The sequence below is a fragment of the Streptomyces sp. NPDC019396 genome, from assembly GCF_040632375.1.
GTDB lineage: Bacteria > Actinomycetota > Actinomycetes > Streptomycetales > Streptomycetaceae > Streptomyces.
This window is the reverse complement of the sequence record NZ_JBEYBS010000005.1, coordinates 55,023-70,253: the sequence shown is the minus strand read 5'-3', so window position 1 is coordinate 70,253 and position 15,231 is coordinate 55,023. Positions and strand designations below refer to the sequence as shown.

The 15,231-nt window shown below is 70.6% G+C and carries 13 protein-coding genes; 3 read left to right on the top strand and 10 right to left on the bottom strand.

Annotation, left to right across the window (positions count from 1 at the left end):
- Positions 1–306: 306 nt before the first annotated feature.
- Entirely contained in the window at positions 307–660 is a 354-nt protein-coding gene (locus ABZ532_RS07315) for a hypothetical protein (protein ID WP_361280199.1), read from the bottom strand.
- 252 nt (positions 661–912) lie between these two features.
- Here ABZ532_RS07315 and ABZ532_RS07310 point away from each other — a divergent pair, with 252 nt between their 5' ends.
- Positions 913–1,974: an NlpC/P60 family protein gene (locus tag ABZ532_RS07310; RefSeq protein ID WP_361280198.1), complete on the top strand. Its 1,062-nt coding sequence runs from the start codon at positions 913–915 to the stop codon at positions 1,972–1,974.
- Positions 1,975–2,068: 94 nt separating this feature from the next.
- On the opposite strand, the gene ABZ532_RS07305 is transcribed toward ABZ532_RS07310, so the two are convergent.
- From ABZ532_RS07305 to ABZ532_RS07295, 3 genes are all read right to left on the bottom strand, one after another.
- Entirely contained in the window at positions 2,069–3,208 is a 1,140-nt protein-coding gene (locus tag ABZ532_RS07305) for an alpha/beta hydrolase-fold protein (RefSeq protein ID WP_361280197.1), read from the bottom strand.
- 94 nt (positions 3,209–3,302) lie between these two features.
- On the bottom strand, positions 3,303–3,998 hold the full coding sequence (locus ABZ532_RS07300) for a response regulator transcription factor (protein WP_361280195.1): 696 nt from the start codon (positions 3,996–3,998) through the stop codon (positions 3,303–3,305).
- Between the two features lie 15 nt (positions 3,999–4,013).
- A complete protein-coding gene (locus tag ABZ532_RS07295; RefSeq protein ID WP_361280194.1) occupies positions 4,014–5,339 on the bottom strand; it encodes a PspC domain-containing protein in 1,326 nt (441 codons plus the stop codon).
- A 149-nt stretch (positions 5,340–5,488) separates the two neighbouring features.
- Here ABZ532_RS07295 and ABZ532_RS07290 point away from each other — a divergent pair, with 149 nt between their 5' ends.
- Complete coding sequence (locus tag ABZ532_RS07290) at positions 5,489–6,862, top strand: PspC domain-containing protein (protein WP_361280192.1); 1,374 nt, start codon at positions 5,489–5,491, stop codon at positions 6,860–6,862.
- Between the two features lie 156 nt (positions 6,863–7,018).
- Here ABZ532_RS07290 and ABZ532_RS07285 read toward each other — a convergent pair whose 3' ends face one another.
- The 5 genes from ABZ532_RS07285 to guaA form a co-directional block, all read right to left on the bottom strand.
- The gene (locus ABZ532_RS07285) at positions 7,019–7,528 is read right to left on the bottom strand and encodes a TQO small subunit DoxD (protein ID WP_361280462.1); all 510 of its coding nucleotides are present in this window, start codon (positions 7,526–7,528) and stop codon (positions 7,019–7,021) included.
- A 118-nt stretch (positions 7,529–7,646) separates the two neighbouring features.
- Positions 7,647–8,930, bottom strand: a complete 1,284-nt coding sequence (locus ABZ532_RS07280) for a hypothetical protein (protein WP_361280190.1) — start codon at positions 8,928–8,930, stop codon at positions 7,647–7,649.
- A 140-nt stretch (positions 8,931–9,070) separates the two neighbouring features.
- Positions 9,071–9,889, bottom strand: a complete 819-nt coding sequence (locus ABZ532_RS07275; protein WP_361280189.1) for a class II aldolase/adducin family protein — start codon at positions 9,887–9,889, stop codon at positions 9,071–9,073.
- Positions 9,890–9,947: 58 nt separating this feature from the next.
- Entirely contained in the window at positions 9,948–10,532 is a 585-nt protein-coding gene (locus ABZ532_RS07270; RefSeq protein WP_361280187.1) for a Uma2 family endonuclease, read from the bottom strand.
- 113 nt (positions 10,533–10,645) lie between these two features.
- Positions 10,646–12,250: a glutamine-hydrolyzing GMP synthase gene (gene guaA, locus ABZ532_RS07265; protein WP_361280186.1), complete on the bottom strand. Its 1,605-nt coding sequence runs from the start codon at positions 12,248–12,250 to the stop codon at positions 10,646–10,648.
- Positions 12,251–12,580: 330 nt separating this feature from the next.
- Here guaA and ABZ532_RS07260 point away from each other — a divergent pair, with 330 nt between their 5' ends.
- Positions 12,581–12,889 carry a chorismate mutase gene (locus ABZ532_RS07260; protein ID WP_361280185.1) on the top strand — a complete coding sequence of 103 codons (309 nt, stop codon included), beginning with the start codon at positions 12,581–12,583 and terminating at the stop codon, positions 12,887–12,889.
- Between the two features lie 301 nt (positions 12,890–13,190).
- Here the strand turns inward: ABZ532_RS07260 and ABZ532_RS07255 are convergent, their stop codons facing one another.
- Positions 13,191–14,945, bottom strand: a complete 1,755-nt coding sequence (locus ABZ532_RS07255; protein WP_361280183.1) for a peptidase — start codon at positions 14,943–14,945, stop codon at positions 13,191–13,193.
- Positions 14,946–15,231: the final 286 nt, after the last annotated feature.

The window sequence follows — 15,231 nt, the reverse complement described above, 5'->3', positions numbered from 1 at the left end:
TTTTACCTCTCCCCCGTGGCGGCGTTGTTCCCCCCCGGCCGCCAGTGATGTGCACGCGCGCCACGGCTGAGTCGGTCAAGACCCTCGTCCGCGCGCGGCGCTCACCATAGTCGCAGTTCGATCCGTTGCGACAAGGGGCGATTTCCGTACCCGGAGCCCCCTTACGGGGCCAGTTTCCGGGCCGGTTCGAGGCCGGCGTGCGCAAACGCCATGCTCATGCTGGGAGTTTCCTGTGAGGTGAATGTGAAGGGAGAGGCCTAGGGGCCGATACTCCTGGCCAATAGTTGGCTGGAAATACGCGCTCGGTCAGGTCCAGAGCGTCGCGATGAAGATGTTGGCGATGGTCAGGCCGCCCACGACACCGAACACCGCCTTGTCCACCGTCTCCTCGTCCCGCTTGACGTAGACGAGGCCGAGGATCACCACCAGCACCGCCAGCTTGACGCCGACCTTGAGGTTGTTCACGGCCTGGCCGTCCGCCTCGTTGAGCCCCACCAGCGCCACACCCGTGACCAGCATCGTCAGCGCACCGTGCAGCATCGGCGGAGTGAAGCGCGCCGTCCCGGCGCCCATGGCCTTCATCTGGGTCAGGAAACCGCCGAGCAGCGCGGCGATACCGATGATGTGCAGCGCGACGAAGACATTGATGAGTACGTCCATGGCACCGGAGCCTAGCTCTCCGGTCGGAAACCGACCCGAGCGGGGCGACTTCCGCCAATATCGGTCATTCCGTCCCAGCGGCGCACCGCGTCGGTCTAGCGTCCTCCCCCAGGCGATCGACCTGCCGACTTCATACCGGTCAGCAGAATCGACCGCCACGCCGAAGGATCCGGCGGCGGGCCGCTTCCCCTGGGCGGACCGCCGCCGGAACCACACGGAACGACCTGCCGGACACCGGAAGGACTCGCCCTCGTGGCAGCGCACCGCAGACCCAAGCAGCGCACCCTGGGCGGCACTGCCGCCCGCACCGCTCTCACCGTCGCGCTGGCGGGTGCCGCGACGGGCACTCTCTTCGAGGGCGCCGGGCACGCCGAGCCCGGCGCCACACCCGAGCAGCTGAGGGCGAAGGCCGACACCCTGTACCGGGAGGCGGAGGAGGCCACCGAGCGGTACAACGGCGCGAAGGAGGCGGCTGCGGAGGCCCGCACGGCGCTCGACGGGTTGCGTGACGAGGCCGCCCGTCGCACGGAACGGCTCAACGCCTCCCGCAACGCGCTCGGTTCGATCGCCACCGCGCAGTACCGTGCGGGCGGTCTCGACCCGGCCGTGCAGCTCGCGCTCAGCTCCGACCCTGACGGCTATCTGGCAGGCGCCGAGTTCACCGAGCGGGCTGGCGCCCGGCAGGCCGCCACCCTGGCCGGGATCCGCAAGCAGTCACGGGAGCTGGCCCAGCTCCGGAGCGAAGCCGCCGGAACGCTGGACGAGCTGACGGCACGCCAGGAGGAGCTCGCCAGGCACCGCACGGCCGTACGCGAGAAGCTCACCGCCGCCCGGTCCGTCCTGGCCCGGATGACGCCCGCCGGGCGGGCCGGCTACGCGAGCCAGGACGGCACAGCCCCCGGGCGGGCCGATCGCGACACCGCGCGCGGCGGTGCCCCCGGTGGCACCGCCGCCGATGCCCCCAATCCCCGTGCGGCACAGGCCATCGCGTATGCCTACGGCGCACTCGGAAGGCCGTATGTCTGGGGCGCGACCGGGCCGACGGCCTACGACTGCTCGGGTCTCACCCAGGCCGCCTGGCGGTCGGCCGGGGTCGCCCTGCCCCGGACCACCTACACCCAGATCGACGCCGGACGCCGCGTACCGCGCTCCCAACTCGCACCCGGCGACCTGGTGTTCTTCTACTCCGGCATCTCACACGTGGGGCTCTACATCGGCAACGGACAGATGATCCACGCCCCGCGGCCGGGCGCACCAGTACGGGTCGCGCCCATCGACCAGATGCCGTTTGCCGGCGCGACCCGGGTGGTGTGACCGCGACCCGGGTGACCGCGACGCGGGTGGTGTGACGCAGCCCTGCGCGGGTCGTCGACGCTCTGTCCTCGCCTGACGCACATCCCTGAAGTCCTCAGCGCGCGGCCGCCGTCATACGCGGCGCCCCCTCGACGGAGAGCTTGCTGGTCAGCCAGCGGAAGACATCCGGGACCTGGCGCTTCCAGCCCTCGGTGTCATGAGGGCCCATGACCTCGACGACCGCGACGTGCGTCGGGCCCTTTGCCGCGGCACGCAGGGCGAGGCCCGCTTCGAGGCCGTCGCCCTTCGCCCCTGAGACGTAGAGCGAGGTGTGCGGGGCCCTGGGTGCGGACTCCAGGATGGCGAGCGGGTTGTTGGCCCGGCGAAGCTCGGGGTCGAAGGCCGTGATGGACGCCTTCTCGGCGGCCGGGTCGTTGTAGCCGGACAGGCTGACCCCGGCGCGGTAGCGGTCGGGGTGGGCGATGGCGAGCTTGGCCGCGCAGTGGCCGCCGGCCGAGTAGCCGGCGACGGCCCAGCCGTCCGGGCGCTGCGAGGCGCGGAAGCTGTCCATGACCGCCTTGCGGACGTCGACGCTGATCCAGCTGTCCGCGTTGACCTTGCCCGGCACGTTCGCACAGCCCGTGTCCATTCCCTGGAGCAGGGTGGTACGTGGGGCCACCATGATGAACGGAGCCACCTCGCCGCGCTCCATCATGGGCTTGAGCTGCTCCTGGACCCTGAGTGAGGTGAACCAGGCCCGTGAGGCACCCGGGTAGCCCGGCAGCAGCTCCACGACCGGGAACCGCGTCTTGCGGTAAGCGGGGTCGTGGTACTGCGGCGGCAGCCAGACGAACACCTCGCCCCCCGCGCCCGAGACCTGGCCGGTGAACTCCGTCACCAGCACGCCCGGTCCGATGTTGGGGTCGTCGGCGGGCTTGAAGGCCTGCTTGGACGCCGGCAGATCGGCGAACCGCGTGCCGCCCATACCGTCCCGCCCGAGATCCTCGGCGGCCCTCACGTGCTCGCCGGTGCCGAGCAGATCGTCCCAGCTTCCGTAGAGACCGTTGCTGTTGTTCACGCCCACGAAGACCACGAGCAGCGCGGTCACCTGTGCGAAGCCGAGCATCAGCAGCCGGGTGGCTCCGCGCAGCAGTGCGGGTCCGCGCACCCGGCTCCAGAGAGCCAGTGGCAGCAGTAAGGCGACCACGGCCAGCACGATCGTGGCCATGAAGAAGGGCGTCCCGGTCAAGCTCATCACGGTCAGTCAGAGGGAAACCGGGACGCTCTGGTTGCCATCCCGGTGCGGCGGTTGCATAACAGAATCCGCAGCAACGGCCCGCCGCACACGGTCACACCAGCCGGCGTGCCGTGGCCCACCTCGTCAGCTCGTGCCGGTTCGACAGCTGGAGCTTCCTGAGCACCGCCGAGACATGCGACTCGACCGTCTTCACGGAGATGAAGAGCTGCTTGGCGATCTCCTTGTACGCGTATCCGCGCGCGATCAGCCGCAGTACCTCCCGCTCCCGCTGGGTGAGCCGGTCGAGGTCCTCGTCCACCGGAGGGGCGTCGGTCGAGGCGAACGCGTCCAGCACGAAGCCCGCCAGCCGCGGTGAGAACACCGCGTCCCCGTCCTGGACCCGGAAGACCGAGTCGACCAGATCGCTGCCGGTGATCGTCTTGGTGACATAGCCGCGGGCACCGCCGCGGATCACGCCGATCACGTCCTCGGCCGCGTCCGACACCGAGAGCGCGAGGAAGCGCACGGGTCGTTCCCCGCCCATCAGCCCCGCGCAGCGGCGCAGCACCTCCACCCCGCCGCCGCCCGGGAGGTGCACGTCGAGCAGCACGACCTCCGGGCGGGTCGCAGTGATCACGGTGACCGCTTGGTCGACGTCGGCGGCCTCACCGACCACCTCGACTCCCGTCGCCTCCGTGCGGCCGATCTCGGCCTGCACCCCGGCCCGGAACATACGGTGGTCGTCGACAAGCACGACCCGTACGCGACGCTCCGCGCCCTGCTCGCCCCCGTCGGTCTGCTCGGTCATTCGTCCGTCCGCCTCTCACTGTCCTGAGGAAGTGCCTTGGGAAGTGCCGTGTGGAGTCCCCTCACGGGTCTCCGTCCCGCGTTCCATCTCGAGCTCCACCTCGGTGCCCCCGCCCGGCACGGAGCGCAGCCGCGCGGTGCCGCCGTTGCGTTGCATACGCCCGATGATCGATTCTCTTACGCCCATCCGGTCCTCGGGAACCGCGTCAGGGTCGAAGCCGGGCCCCCTGTCCCGTACGGAGACGAACACGGTACGGCCCTCGACCTCCGCGTACACCTGCACCGGGCCGCCCTCGCCACCGTACTTCGCGGCATTGACCATCGCCTCACGCGCGGCCTGCATCTGCGCCACCAGCCGCTCGTCGAGCGGGCAGTCGCCGACGACCACCACCTCCAGCGGGACACCGTGCTTGTCCTCCACCTCGGCGGCGGCCTTCTTCACCGCGTCGGACACGGTGGCCGGCTCCTCGTCCGCCTCCTTGCCCGTGCCCTCCGGGCGGTAGAGCCAGTTCCGCAGCTCGCGCTCCTGGGCGCGGGCCAGCCTGCGCACCTCGCCGGCGTCGTCCGCGTGCCGCTGTATGAGGGTGAGCGTGTGCAGGACGGAGTCGTGCACATGGGCGGCGACCTCGGCCCGCTCCTGGGCGCGGATACGCATCAGACGTTCTTCGGACAGGTCCTGGGTCATCCGAACGAGCCAGGGGCCCACCAGCAGACCGACCCCGACGATCACGGCGATCGCGGCCGTCATGACATTGCCGAACTGGGCGGCCGAACCCCGGACGACGACGAACACGGTCAGGCCCATGCCGACCAGGGCGACCCCGGCGAGACCGCGCGCCAGCTGGAACAGCCGGCGGCGTGTGCCGTCGCCGGTCCACCGGGCCCGGCGTGCGTTGTCCGCCTGGCGCCACACCAGGACGAGGCCGGTGCCTATCAGCAGTACCGGCCAGACATAGCGGTTGACGGGGCCGCCCAGATCGACGTTGGCGACGAACGAGGCGGCCCCGATCAGCAGGCCGAACAGTGCGAACAGCTGGCCCTTGTCCGGCTTGCGCAGCCGCCGTCTGCCGTCGGCGGTGGTCTCGAAGACCGGCTTCGGGTCGGCGGACCGGCCGCCGACGCCGAGCGGCACCACGATCCAGAACACCGCGTACAGCAGCGCGCCCAGCCCGTCGGCCATGAAGAGGCAGAAGAAGATCAGCCGGACCCAGACCACCGGCAGCCCGAGATGGCCGGCGAGGCCACGCGCCACACCGCCGAGCCACCGCCCGTCGGCGCTGCGGTACAGCTTGCGGACGGGCGGTTCTTCGGCTTCCGGCAGGCGGGCTGCTGCGGCTGACATGCCCCGATGGTCACACGTCCGTCCCGCCGCGGGCATCAGGGCCGCCCCTGAGACCGACCCTGACCCCCGGACCCCGGAAGGGGAATATCAGGGACGGGCCAGGGTCGGGACGGCTGCCGCCGGGCGCCGGGGCCGGTCACCATGGAGTCATGACACAGCCGACCGCTCCGCCCCCAGCGCCACCGCGGGAGCAGCAGCCCCAGCTTCGCCGGACCCCGCGGCAGAAAGTCGTGGCCGGTGTCTGCGGTGGGCTCGGGCGGTACTGCGACATCGACCCGGTGATCTTCCGGATCGTCATCGCGGTGCTCGCGGTGATGGGCGGTGTCGGTCTGATCTTCTACGGGTTCGCCTGGCTGCTCATCCCGCTGGAGGGCGAGGAGGAGAACGAGGCCCGCCGTGCGCTGTCGGGACGGGTCGACGGCGCGGCGCTGATCGCCGTGGTGATGGCCCTGCTCGGCTGCGCACTGTTCCTGTCGATGCTCGGCAACGGCAGCACGCTCGGCTTCGCCGCGCTGCTGTCCATCGCCGTGACGGCCGCCGCGTTCTGGTCGCAGCGTCGCAGCCTGGCCGCGTCCGATGGCGGCCCGCTCGACCCCGCGACGGCGCAAGCCGTCAAGGAGGCACCGCCGGAGACCAAGGCCCCGCCGGTGCCGGGCGGGCCTTCGTGGTGGCGTGATCCGATCGTCAAGGACGGTTCGACGGGCCCGGTGGCCACGGGCTATCTGTGGGGACCGCCCGACGCGGTGGTCGGTGCCTGGGCCTCGGCCGCGCCACGGCATCCGGGTGCGCGCGGGGACCGCGGCCGGGCGCAGGAGTGGATACCGGGCGGGTTCCCGGGCCCGGTCCCGGCCACCGCGCGCCCACGCGGGCCGCGTGGCATCGGGGGGCTCGTCTTCCTGCTCGCGCTGCTCGCGGGCGGTCTCGGTGCCGGGCTGAGCTGGCACGGGCAGCCGCTCGGCACCAGCCTGGAGACCGGCTTCGCCTGCGCCCTCGCGGTGTTCGGCCTGGGCCTGGTGATCAGTAGTTTCCTCGGGCGTACGGGCGGCGGCACGGTCCTGCTGACGATGGTCACCGCCCTGCTGCTGGCAGGCTCCGCGGTGCTGCCCGAGGAGATCGGCACCCGGTGGACGCGGACCGAGTGGCAGCCGACTGCCGTCGCGGCGGTCGCCCCCCGCTATGAGCTCGGCACCGGTGACGCCCGGCTCGATATGAGCGGTCTCGAGATCCCGGCGAAGTCGGCCGTGCACACCGAGGTGGAGGTGGGTGCGGGCCGGCTGAGGGTGATCGTGCCCCAGGACGCCACGGTGAAGATCGCCGCCGAGACCGGTCTCGGCGCGGTCCGGCTGTCAGGCGACCAGCGGGAGCGCGTGGACGTGGGCCCGGACCAGCGGCGCACGGTCACGCTCTCCCCGTCCGGAGACACAGGCAAGAGGCCGGGCGAGAAGGCAGCACCGGCCGGGACGCTCACGCTCGACCTTCAGGTCGGGCTCGGTCTGGTGGAGGTCACCCGTGCTGCTCCATGAGTTCAGGCCCGCCCGGCTGATCGCCGGTGCGGCTGCCATGTCGGCCGCCGCGGCGTATCTCGGTGAGGTGGCGGGTGCCTGGAAAGTCCCGTGGTTCGTGGCTCTGCCGCTGGTCTTCGGGGGTCTGTTCCTCGCCGGTGCGGTGGCTCTGGCGCACTACCGGCTCAGGCGGCGCCGTTCCGCGATGGCCGCGTCGGCGGAGAGCACCGAGGCGCCGGCCAGCACAAGCGGCAGCCAGGCCATCAGATAGATCAGGTCGTTGCCGTAGTAGTACGGCGACGTCTGCCAACTCACCGTCAGCCACAGGCTCAGCGAGATCAGCGCACCTCCGAACGCGGCGAGCCGCGCCAGCAGTCCGACCAGGGTGCCGATGCCGACGGCGAGTTCGCCGATGGCGATGGCGTAGCCGAAGCCCGAGGGGTTCTTCAGGGCAAGATCCACCAGGCCCGGGATTGCCGAGGAGCCCCGCACCGACCTCATGAGCTCGCCGATCGAGCCGGTGCCGCTCGCCGAGAGGAATGCCTGGTCCAGGAGCTTGTCGAGCCCGGCGTAGATGAAGGTGACGCCGAGGAAGAGCCTCAGGGGCAGCAGCGCGTACCGCTGCGCGGTGCCCTTCCAGCCGTCGTCGTCGTCCCGCCGCTCGTCGATCAGTCCGTATGTTGCCATCGTCGTCGTCCGGTCCATATGCGCCATCGTCGCCTCCGCGTCGTACCCGGCTGGAACGATTCTTCCCACGATCCGCAGATATGACTACGCAGCTGACGGCCATATGGCTCAGCGGGGTTCAGTCCGTGACGTCGATGCTCACGCGATTGGACTCGGCGCCCGCCGCGGTCACCACCTGTACGTCGACCCGGCCTGGTTCGACATCGACCGGGACCGGAACCCTGATGCCGGCGTCGGTGGGGTTGGTGAAGCCCCCGGCCACGGGGACGAGCGGGACATGCACATGGACGGGGCCGATGCGGACCGTCATGCGGGCCAGCCGGTCCGGGGTGCCCGCGCCCGGGGGGACGAAGCCCGCCCCTCGGATCTCGATGTCGTCCCCGGTCCTGATCGGGCCGTCCAGGTCGCCCGGTTCACGGGCACGGACCACCGAGAGGACGACGGGCCGCGAGCCCTCGGCGTACTTCCCGGCCAGATAGACGAACGCGGAGACCAGCGCCAGGGCGGTCACGCTCCAGGGGAGCCGCGGCAGTCCTCCGGGGTCCCGGACGAGGACGACGGCGGCGTAGCTCAGACTCGCCGCGCCGACGAGGACGTACTGGGTGTCCGTGAAACTGCCGCGCCCGCCGTCGTCGCACAGCAGATCGGCAGTACGCGGATGGTCGGCCTGCACCTTCTGCACCCGCTGGGTGAGGATGCGCACGGTGACGACCCGGCGTACGACCACGGCGATCAGGCAGACGACGGCCACCACGACCAGGAGGGCGGCACCCCGGGCAAGCCCGGATCCGCCACCGGGTCCGCCGCCCGGCCCACCCCCCGGCGCGTCCGGCGACACCCCCGCCACAGCCAGCCGGAAGGCCAGGAACAGCACACTTGAGGCGGCGAACAACGCCCAGGCCGCGGCGACCACCCGCGAGGTGGACAGCCGGTTGTCCTCGCCTACCACCGGGGCGAGCAGCCCGCCATGAGCACGGTGCAGCCATGCGGCGCCGGTGAGCAGGACAGCGGCGGAGAGCGCGGCGGCGAGCGCCGCGGTACGCGTCGGACCCCAGCCGGTACCGATGGCGGTCACCGCGAGCACGGTCAGCGACAGACCGGCACAGCCCCACACCGCGAGCAGTGTGCGCCACCAGACGCGGTGCAGCCAGGCCGCTCCCGCCGCCCTGCTGCGCTCGGCGACGGCACGGGCCGACGCGGTCAGCTCATCCGAGATCCACTGGCGGGATGCCCCTTCGGAGTAGGCGATCTGCGCGGGCAGCCCCCGCCCCGAAGCGAGCTCGTCCCGGCGCGCGCCGAACTCGGCGACCGCACGCCGGTGCCCCTCTCGTGCGCCATGGGGACAGTCCCCGCAGGTGCAACCGCCGCCGTGCACGCTGTGTCCCGCCTCTTGCACCGCCACAGCGACGCACCCTTCCACCAGAGCTGAGCAACCGCCTTGTATTTACAAGGAATTGTGCCGTACGGGCGGTCGTCGGACGGGCCTTACAAGACGATACGCGGGGAATGCGAGGGTGATTGCCTCACGATCAAATTGACGTACTACGACATGAGTTCGGGTGCGGCGCCCACGACCTGGCGCCACAGCGGCTGATAGCTGATCCATGCGACGAGATCCCCGCCCAGCTGCTCGCGGGTGGCCACGGCGTCCCGGTGTGCGATGAGCACCGGCTTCCCGGCCGACCGGGCCGCGAGCTGCACCTGGGCGCAGCGCTCCATGGCAATGAACCACCAGGCGGCGGCGTCGACGGAGTCCCCGACGGTCAGCAGACCGTGGTTGCGCAGGATGACGCCCTTGCGATCGCCGAGTGCGGCGGCGATGCTGCGCCCCTCGGCGGCGTTCACGCTCACCCCCGTGTAGGCGTCGTACAGGGCATGGTCCTGATAGAAGGCACAGGCTTCCTGGGTGATGGGTTCGATGAGCTCCCCGAGCCCGGCCAGCGCCCGCCCGTGCACGGAGTGCGTGTGCGCTACGGCCACGATCCCCGGCCGCGCCCGGTGCACCTCCGCGTGAACGGCGAACGCCGCCTGGTTGACGCGCTGGGCGCCCTCGACGACCTGCCCTTCCCCGTTGACCAGGACCAGCTTGCCCGCGGTCATCGTGGCGAACGGCTCCCCGAAGGGGTTCACCCAGTAGCAGTCGTCGAACTCGGGATCGCACGCGGTGATGTGCCCGGACACCCCCTCCTCGTATCCGAGTCCGGCGAACACCCGCAGCGCCCCGGCGAGCCGCTGCTTCCGGTGCGCCCGCTCGTCGGCGATGGACTCGTGTACGGGCGGCATGGCGAACCGCAGCTGGTCGACGGGTACGGGAGCGGGCACGGAAACAGGCGCGGGGGCCTTCGCCGGGATCTCGTCCATGCGGCGGAAGGTAGCGCCGTGCTCCCCAACTGACCAGAGAAGCCACGTACCTTGAGGATCAGAGCCGGTCGATCCCGCTGAGGTCGATGTCGATGTCGAAGGGCACGGAGACCTTGAGCCGATCGCGGAAGGTGCCGGTGAGTACGTAGACGCGCGACTCCCTGTCGAGCTCATACACATGGATCACCGGCTGCTCGTCCTCACCGGCCATCTCGACCCGCCAGAAGTAGGGGATCCCGGCACCGGCGTACTTGTGGGGCTTGGTGTCCGTGTCGCGGGCCTCGGAGTCCGGGGAGACCACCTCGACCGCCAGCAGCACATCCCGCACCTGGAAGTACGTCTGCGTACGGTTCCGCGCCGCAGCGGCACGGACGACCGCCACATCCGGCTCGGGGCCGTTGCGCTTGTCGAGCACCACGGTCATCTCCCGAACGACCTTCAGCTCGGGAGGCGCAGTGCTCCGCAGTCCGTGCACCAGCAGGTCGGTCGCGAGGCTGTGGAAATAGCGCTGCGGACTCACGAAGACCAGGCTCCCGTCGATCAGCTCGGTGTGCGGCGGGAGATCGGGCAGGGTCAGCAGGTCGTCCACGGTGTAGCCGTCGCGCGGCGGCACCGGCCAGTGGCGCGAGATCTCTGCGCTCATGAGTGCTCCCATGGCCGTGAGTCTGGTCCGTGCGATCAGACTACCCACCGCGAACGGCGACGCCGCCGCTCAAACGAATGAGCGACGGCGCCGGCGTTGACTCGCGGGGAGGCTCACTCCCACTCGATGGTGCCCGGGGGCTTCGAGGTCACGTCGAGGACGACGCGGTTGACGTCGGCGACCTCGTTGGTGATGCGGGTGGAGATCTTGGCCAGCACCTCGTACGGCATCCGGGTCCAGTCCGCCGTCATGGCGTCCTCGGACGAGACCGGACGGAGCACGATCGGGTGGCCGTAGGTGCGGCCGTCGCCCTGGACGCCGACCGAGCGGACGTCGGCGAGCAGGACCACCGGGCACTGCCAGATCTCGCGGTCGAGACCGGCCGCCGTGAGCTCCTCACGGGCGATGGCGTCGGCCTCGCGCAGCAGGTCCAGGCGCTCCTTGGTGACCTCGCCGACGATACGGATGCCGAGGCCGGGGCCAGGGAAGGGCTGGCGGTGGACGATCTCCTCCGGGAGGCCCAGCTCCTGGCCGACCATCCGGACCTCGTCCTTGAAAAGCTTGCGCAGCGGCTCGATCAGCTCGAACTCAAGGTCTTCGGGGAGGCCGCCGACGTTGTGGTGCGACTTGATGTTCGCGGTTCCGGAACCGCCACCGGACTCCACCACATCGGGGTAGAGCGTGCCCTGCACCAGGAACTGCACGGGCTGCCCGCCGTGCGCGCCCGCCTCGGCGACGATCTCGGCCTGCGCCTGCTCGAAGACCCGGATGAACTCCCGGCCGATGATCTTGCGCTTCCGCTCGGGGTCGGACACCCCGGCGAGCGCGTTCAGGAAGCGCTCCTGTGCGTCGACGACCTTCAGCGAGACACCGGTCGCGGCGACGAAGTCCTTCTCGACCTGCTCGGTCTCGCCCTGGCGCATCAGGCCGTGGTCGACGTACACGCAGGTCAGCTGGGAGCCGATGGCCTTCTGTACGAGGGCGGCGGCGACGGCCGAGTCCACGCCACCGGACAGCCCGCAGATGGCGCGCTTGGTGCCGACCTGCTCGCGGATCGCGGCGACCTGCTCCTCGATGACGTTCCCGGTGGTCCAGGTGGGCTCGATGCCCGCGCCCCGGTAGAGGAAGTGCTCCAGGACCTGCTGGCCGTGCGTCGAGTGCATCACCTCGGGGTGGTACTGCACGCCGTACAGCTTCTTCTCGTCGTTCTCGAACGCCGCGACCGGGACGACGTCGGTCGACGCGGTGACGGCGAAGCCCTCGGGCGCGGCGGAGCAGGCGTCGCCGTGCGACATCCACACCGGCTGCTCGGCCGGGGTGCCTTCGAAGAGGGTGGAGCCGGGCTTGCTGACGTGCAGCGCGGTACGGCCGTACTCACGGGCGCCGGAGTTGTCGACGGTGCCGCCGAGGCTCTGCGCCATCAGCTGGAAGCCGTAGCACATGCCGAAGACGGGCACGCCCGCCTCGAAGAGCGCGCGGTCGAGCTTGGGGGCGCCCTCCTCGTACACGGATGAGGGACCACCGGAGAGGATGATCGCGGCCGGCTTCTTCGCCAGCATCTCCGAGACCGGCATGGTGGACGGGACGATCTCGCTGTAGACCCGGGCCTCGCGGACTCGGCGGGCGATGAGCTGGGCGTACTGGGCGCCGAAGTCGACAACGAGGACGACGTCCGGGCTGTCGTTGTCTGGCGCGGCAGCGGTGGGCGCTGAGGACACTACGGCGGCCTTCCGGCGTGCAGGGAGGGGTTCTGTTTGTTGATTCTACCGGCGGCGCCGGACCGCTCTTCGTCTCACCATCCGAATCACCCGGCCGCCCGGCTGGCCCCGCACCGGGCCGGAAGGCATACTGAGCGCCATGCGCAAGCACCCGACCTTCGTCTTTACCTATGGCATCCGGCCCGCCGGCTGCCATGGTCGTGCTGCTTGAGCAACTGACAAGCGACTTCCCAGGCGCCCCGGGCCGACAAGGCCCGGGGCGTTCTGCTTGTTCCGGGCCTTGTTCCTCCGGGTCGTCCCTGGGCATCCACAGCTAAGGAGCCCTCCATCATGGCCCTCACCACCACCGCCGCAGCCACCGGCACCGTCCGCGAGACGGGAGCCGGCACCCCCGAGGCCGCCGCGCTCATCGGGGACGCGCGCGAGCGCATCGACGTCCTCGACGACCGGATCATCGGCCTGGTCCAGGAACGGATGGCCGTCTCGGCCGTCATCCAGGAAGCGCGGATCACCTCGGGCGGCCGCCGCGTGAACCTCTCCCGCGAGATGGAGGTGCTGAGCCGGTACCGGGACGCCCTGGGCAAGCCGGGTACCTCGCTGGCGATGACGCTGCTGGAGCTGTGCCGGGGGCGCGTCTGACGAGGCGCGAACGGGGACGTAACGGCGCCGGGCCCCGCTCTCTCACCCGTACGGCGCGTGACCGGGGCCCCACGGGCTTCGTTGGTCCGGGTGTCCGTGCCAGCCAGGGGCGGGCCCCGAAGGAAAGCACCACGCGTGGCTCCGCCGGGGCGGGTGGCGCACCTCAGGTGTGCCGTGGGACCTCACCCCGGCGTGCGTGACCGGTCGGCAGGGGACAGCAGCCCGGTCACCCCAAGAGCGGTCGGCTCCGGGGACGCCCGGGGCCGACCGCAGTCGGGTGACGGCTTACCGCCGCTCGTGCCTATCGCTGAGCGGGGCGCCTGCGGGTCTTGACGTACAGCGCCGTGCCGATGGCCAGCGCGGCGGCGGCGACACCGCCGGCCATCATGGCGGTGGTGCCGGTCGAGGCGAGCCCGCCGCTGCCGGAGCCCGAGCCGGACGTGGAACCCGAATCCGCTGAGCCGCCGCTCGCACCGCCCCCGGTACCGGAAGCGGAACCGCTGGAGGATCCGCCCGTCGAGCCACCGGTGGAACCGCCGGAGCCGGAGGTGGAACCGCCGGAGCTGGTCGTGGAACCCGAGCCGGACGTGGAGCCCGTGTCGTCCTTGCCGTTCAGGACGATCTTGGCGGTGTTGTTGCGCATGCTGGGGTCGAAGTGCAGCGCGGGCTCCCCTTCGAACCAGTTGCGCACGGTGACGGAGCCGGTGGCCTGCTTGACGACCTTCTCGATCTTCATCTCGAAGGGCAGGGCGAAGTCCTCGTTCTCCAGCACCATCGCCGGGACGTTGCAGAAGTAGCGGGGTGCGCCGAGCTGCTTCTCACGCCAGTCACCGGAGGTGGTGACGGCGTGGCAGCTCTTCGGCTTCCTGGTGACCGTGGCGCCCTGCGGCACCTTCACATCGACGGTGCCGATGTCCTCCCCGGAGCGCAGGTAGGCGACCCAGGCGGGACCGTTGTTGCGGAAGCCGATGGTCGCCTTGACCGTCTCACCGGCCGCGGCCTTCGCGACGCTGGTGCCGTAGGCGGCGAAGTCCGCGGTGTTCTTGGCGCGGAACCCCTGCTCCTGCTGGTTGTCCCAGGGGTTCAGGTCGGCCCCGCGCGGCGCCGCCGACTGCTTCTTCAGCGTGAGCGGTGCGCCGGTGCCCCTGGTGAACGCGGCGCCCCCGCGCTCGGCCCTGAGCGCGCTCGGGCTGTTCTCGGTGACGCGGTAGACGAAGTCCTCGTAGAAGGCGTGCTTGGCCGCCTTGAGCGTGAAGGGCTCGGTCAGTTCGTAGACCGCGCCGGGCTCGAACGGGCCGTCCAGCACGCAGACCGTCTTCGAGTAGGCCGCCCCGAAGAAGCCGTCGTCATGCCGGGTGTACTCGCAGTTGGAGTAGCGCTCGGGGATCTCGATGCCGTGCGAGTGGATGAGGGTGACCAGGACGGCCGGGGCGGCGGAGGTGCCGGTGTTGGCGAAGGTGAGCCTGGCGGGCTGTGCCTCGCCCGGCTTGATCTCCTGCTTGAGGTTGAGCGGCTTCATGACCAGGTCCACACCGCCGACCTCGACCTTGGTCGAGTGGGAGGTGAAGGTCGCGCCCTCGGCCCTGCCGGTGACCTTGATGGTCCCGGACGCGCCGACCTTGCTGCCCTTCGCCGGGGTGATCTCCAGCCGGGCGACATCGTTGATCCCCGGCCAGATGCCGTAGTCGTGGCAGACGCCTAGCGTTCCGGTGATCTTGCACTCGGAGCTGCCGCCACCCTCGGGGTCGAAGCGGACGTCCGCGACACCGGCGAGGCCGCTCAGGTCGAAGGTGAGGGTGTACTCGCCGTCGTAGGAGCCCTTCTCCTCGTCCTTGGAGGGGTTGGTCACCTCGAAGTCGGCGACCGCCTTCTTCGGCTTGCCTGACGCGGGGTACGCGTGCAGGCCCACGTCGGAGGGACCGCTGAGGGTGAAGACCGGGTCCGGGTCGGCCGCGTGCGCGGGCACGGCGGCAAGACCGGTCACGGTCAGCAGTCCGGCGGCGGCCAGACCGGCTGCGCCGCGGCGCAGTGCGGCCGGGGCGGAAAGGCGTCTCATCTACGACCTCATGCTCGGTGTGTGGGGTGCGTCAGCCGTTACTCATGTGTCAGCTGTGTCAGCACCGTGTTCGACCCGCATGAGGTGCGCATGGTTGTCCGTGTATAGATCACGGAACGAGTACAACCGCCGCCGCTCTAGGGATGTGATGCCCATCACATAAATTTTCTGTGAGTGCGGAGACAACCCTTCACGCCGGTCACACGTCATGCATGCGGAACCAACGATTACGCCTCGCCCGGGAACTTCGGACTTCGCGGTGTACACGACACGTGTCACCGGTCCG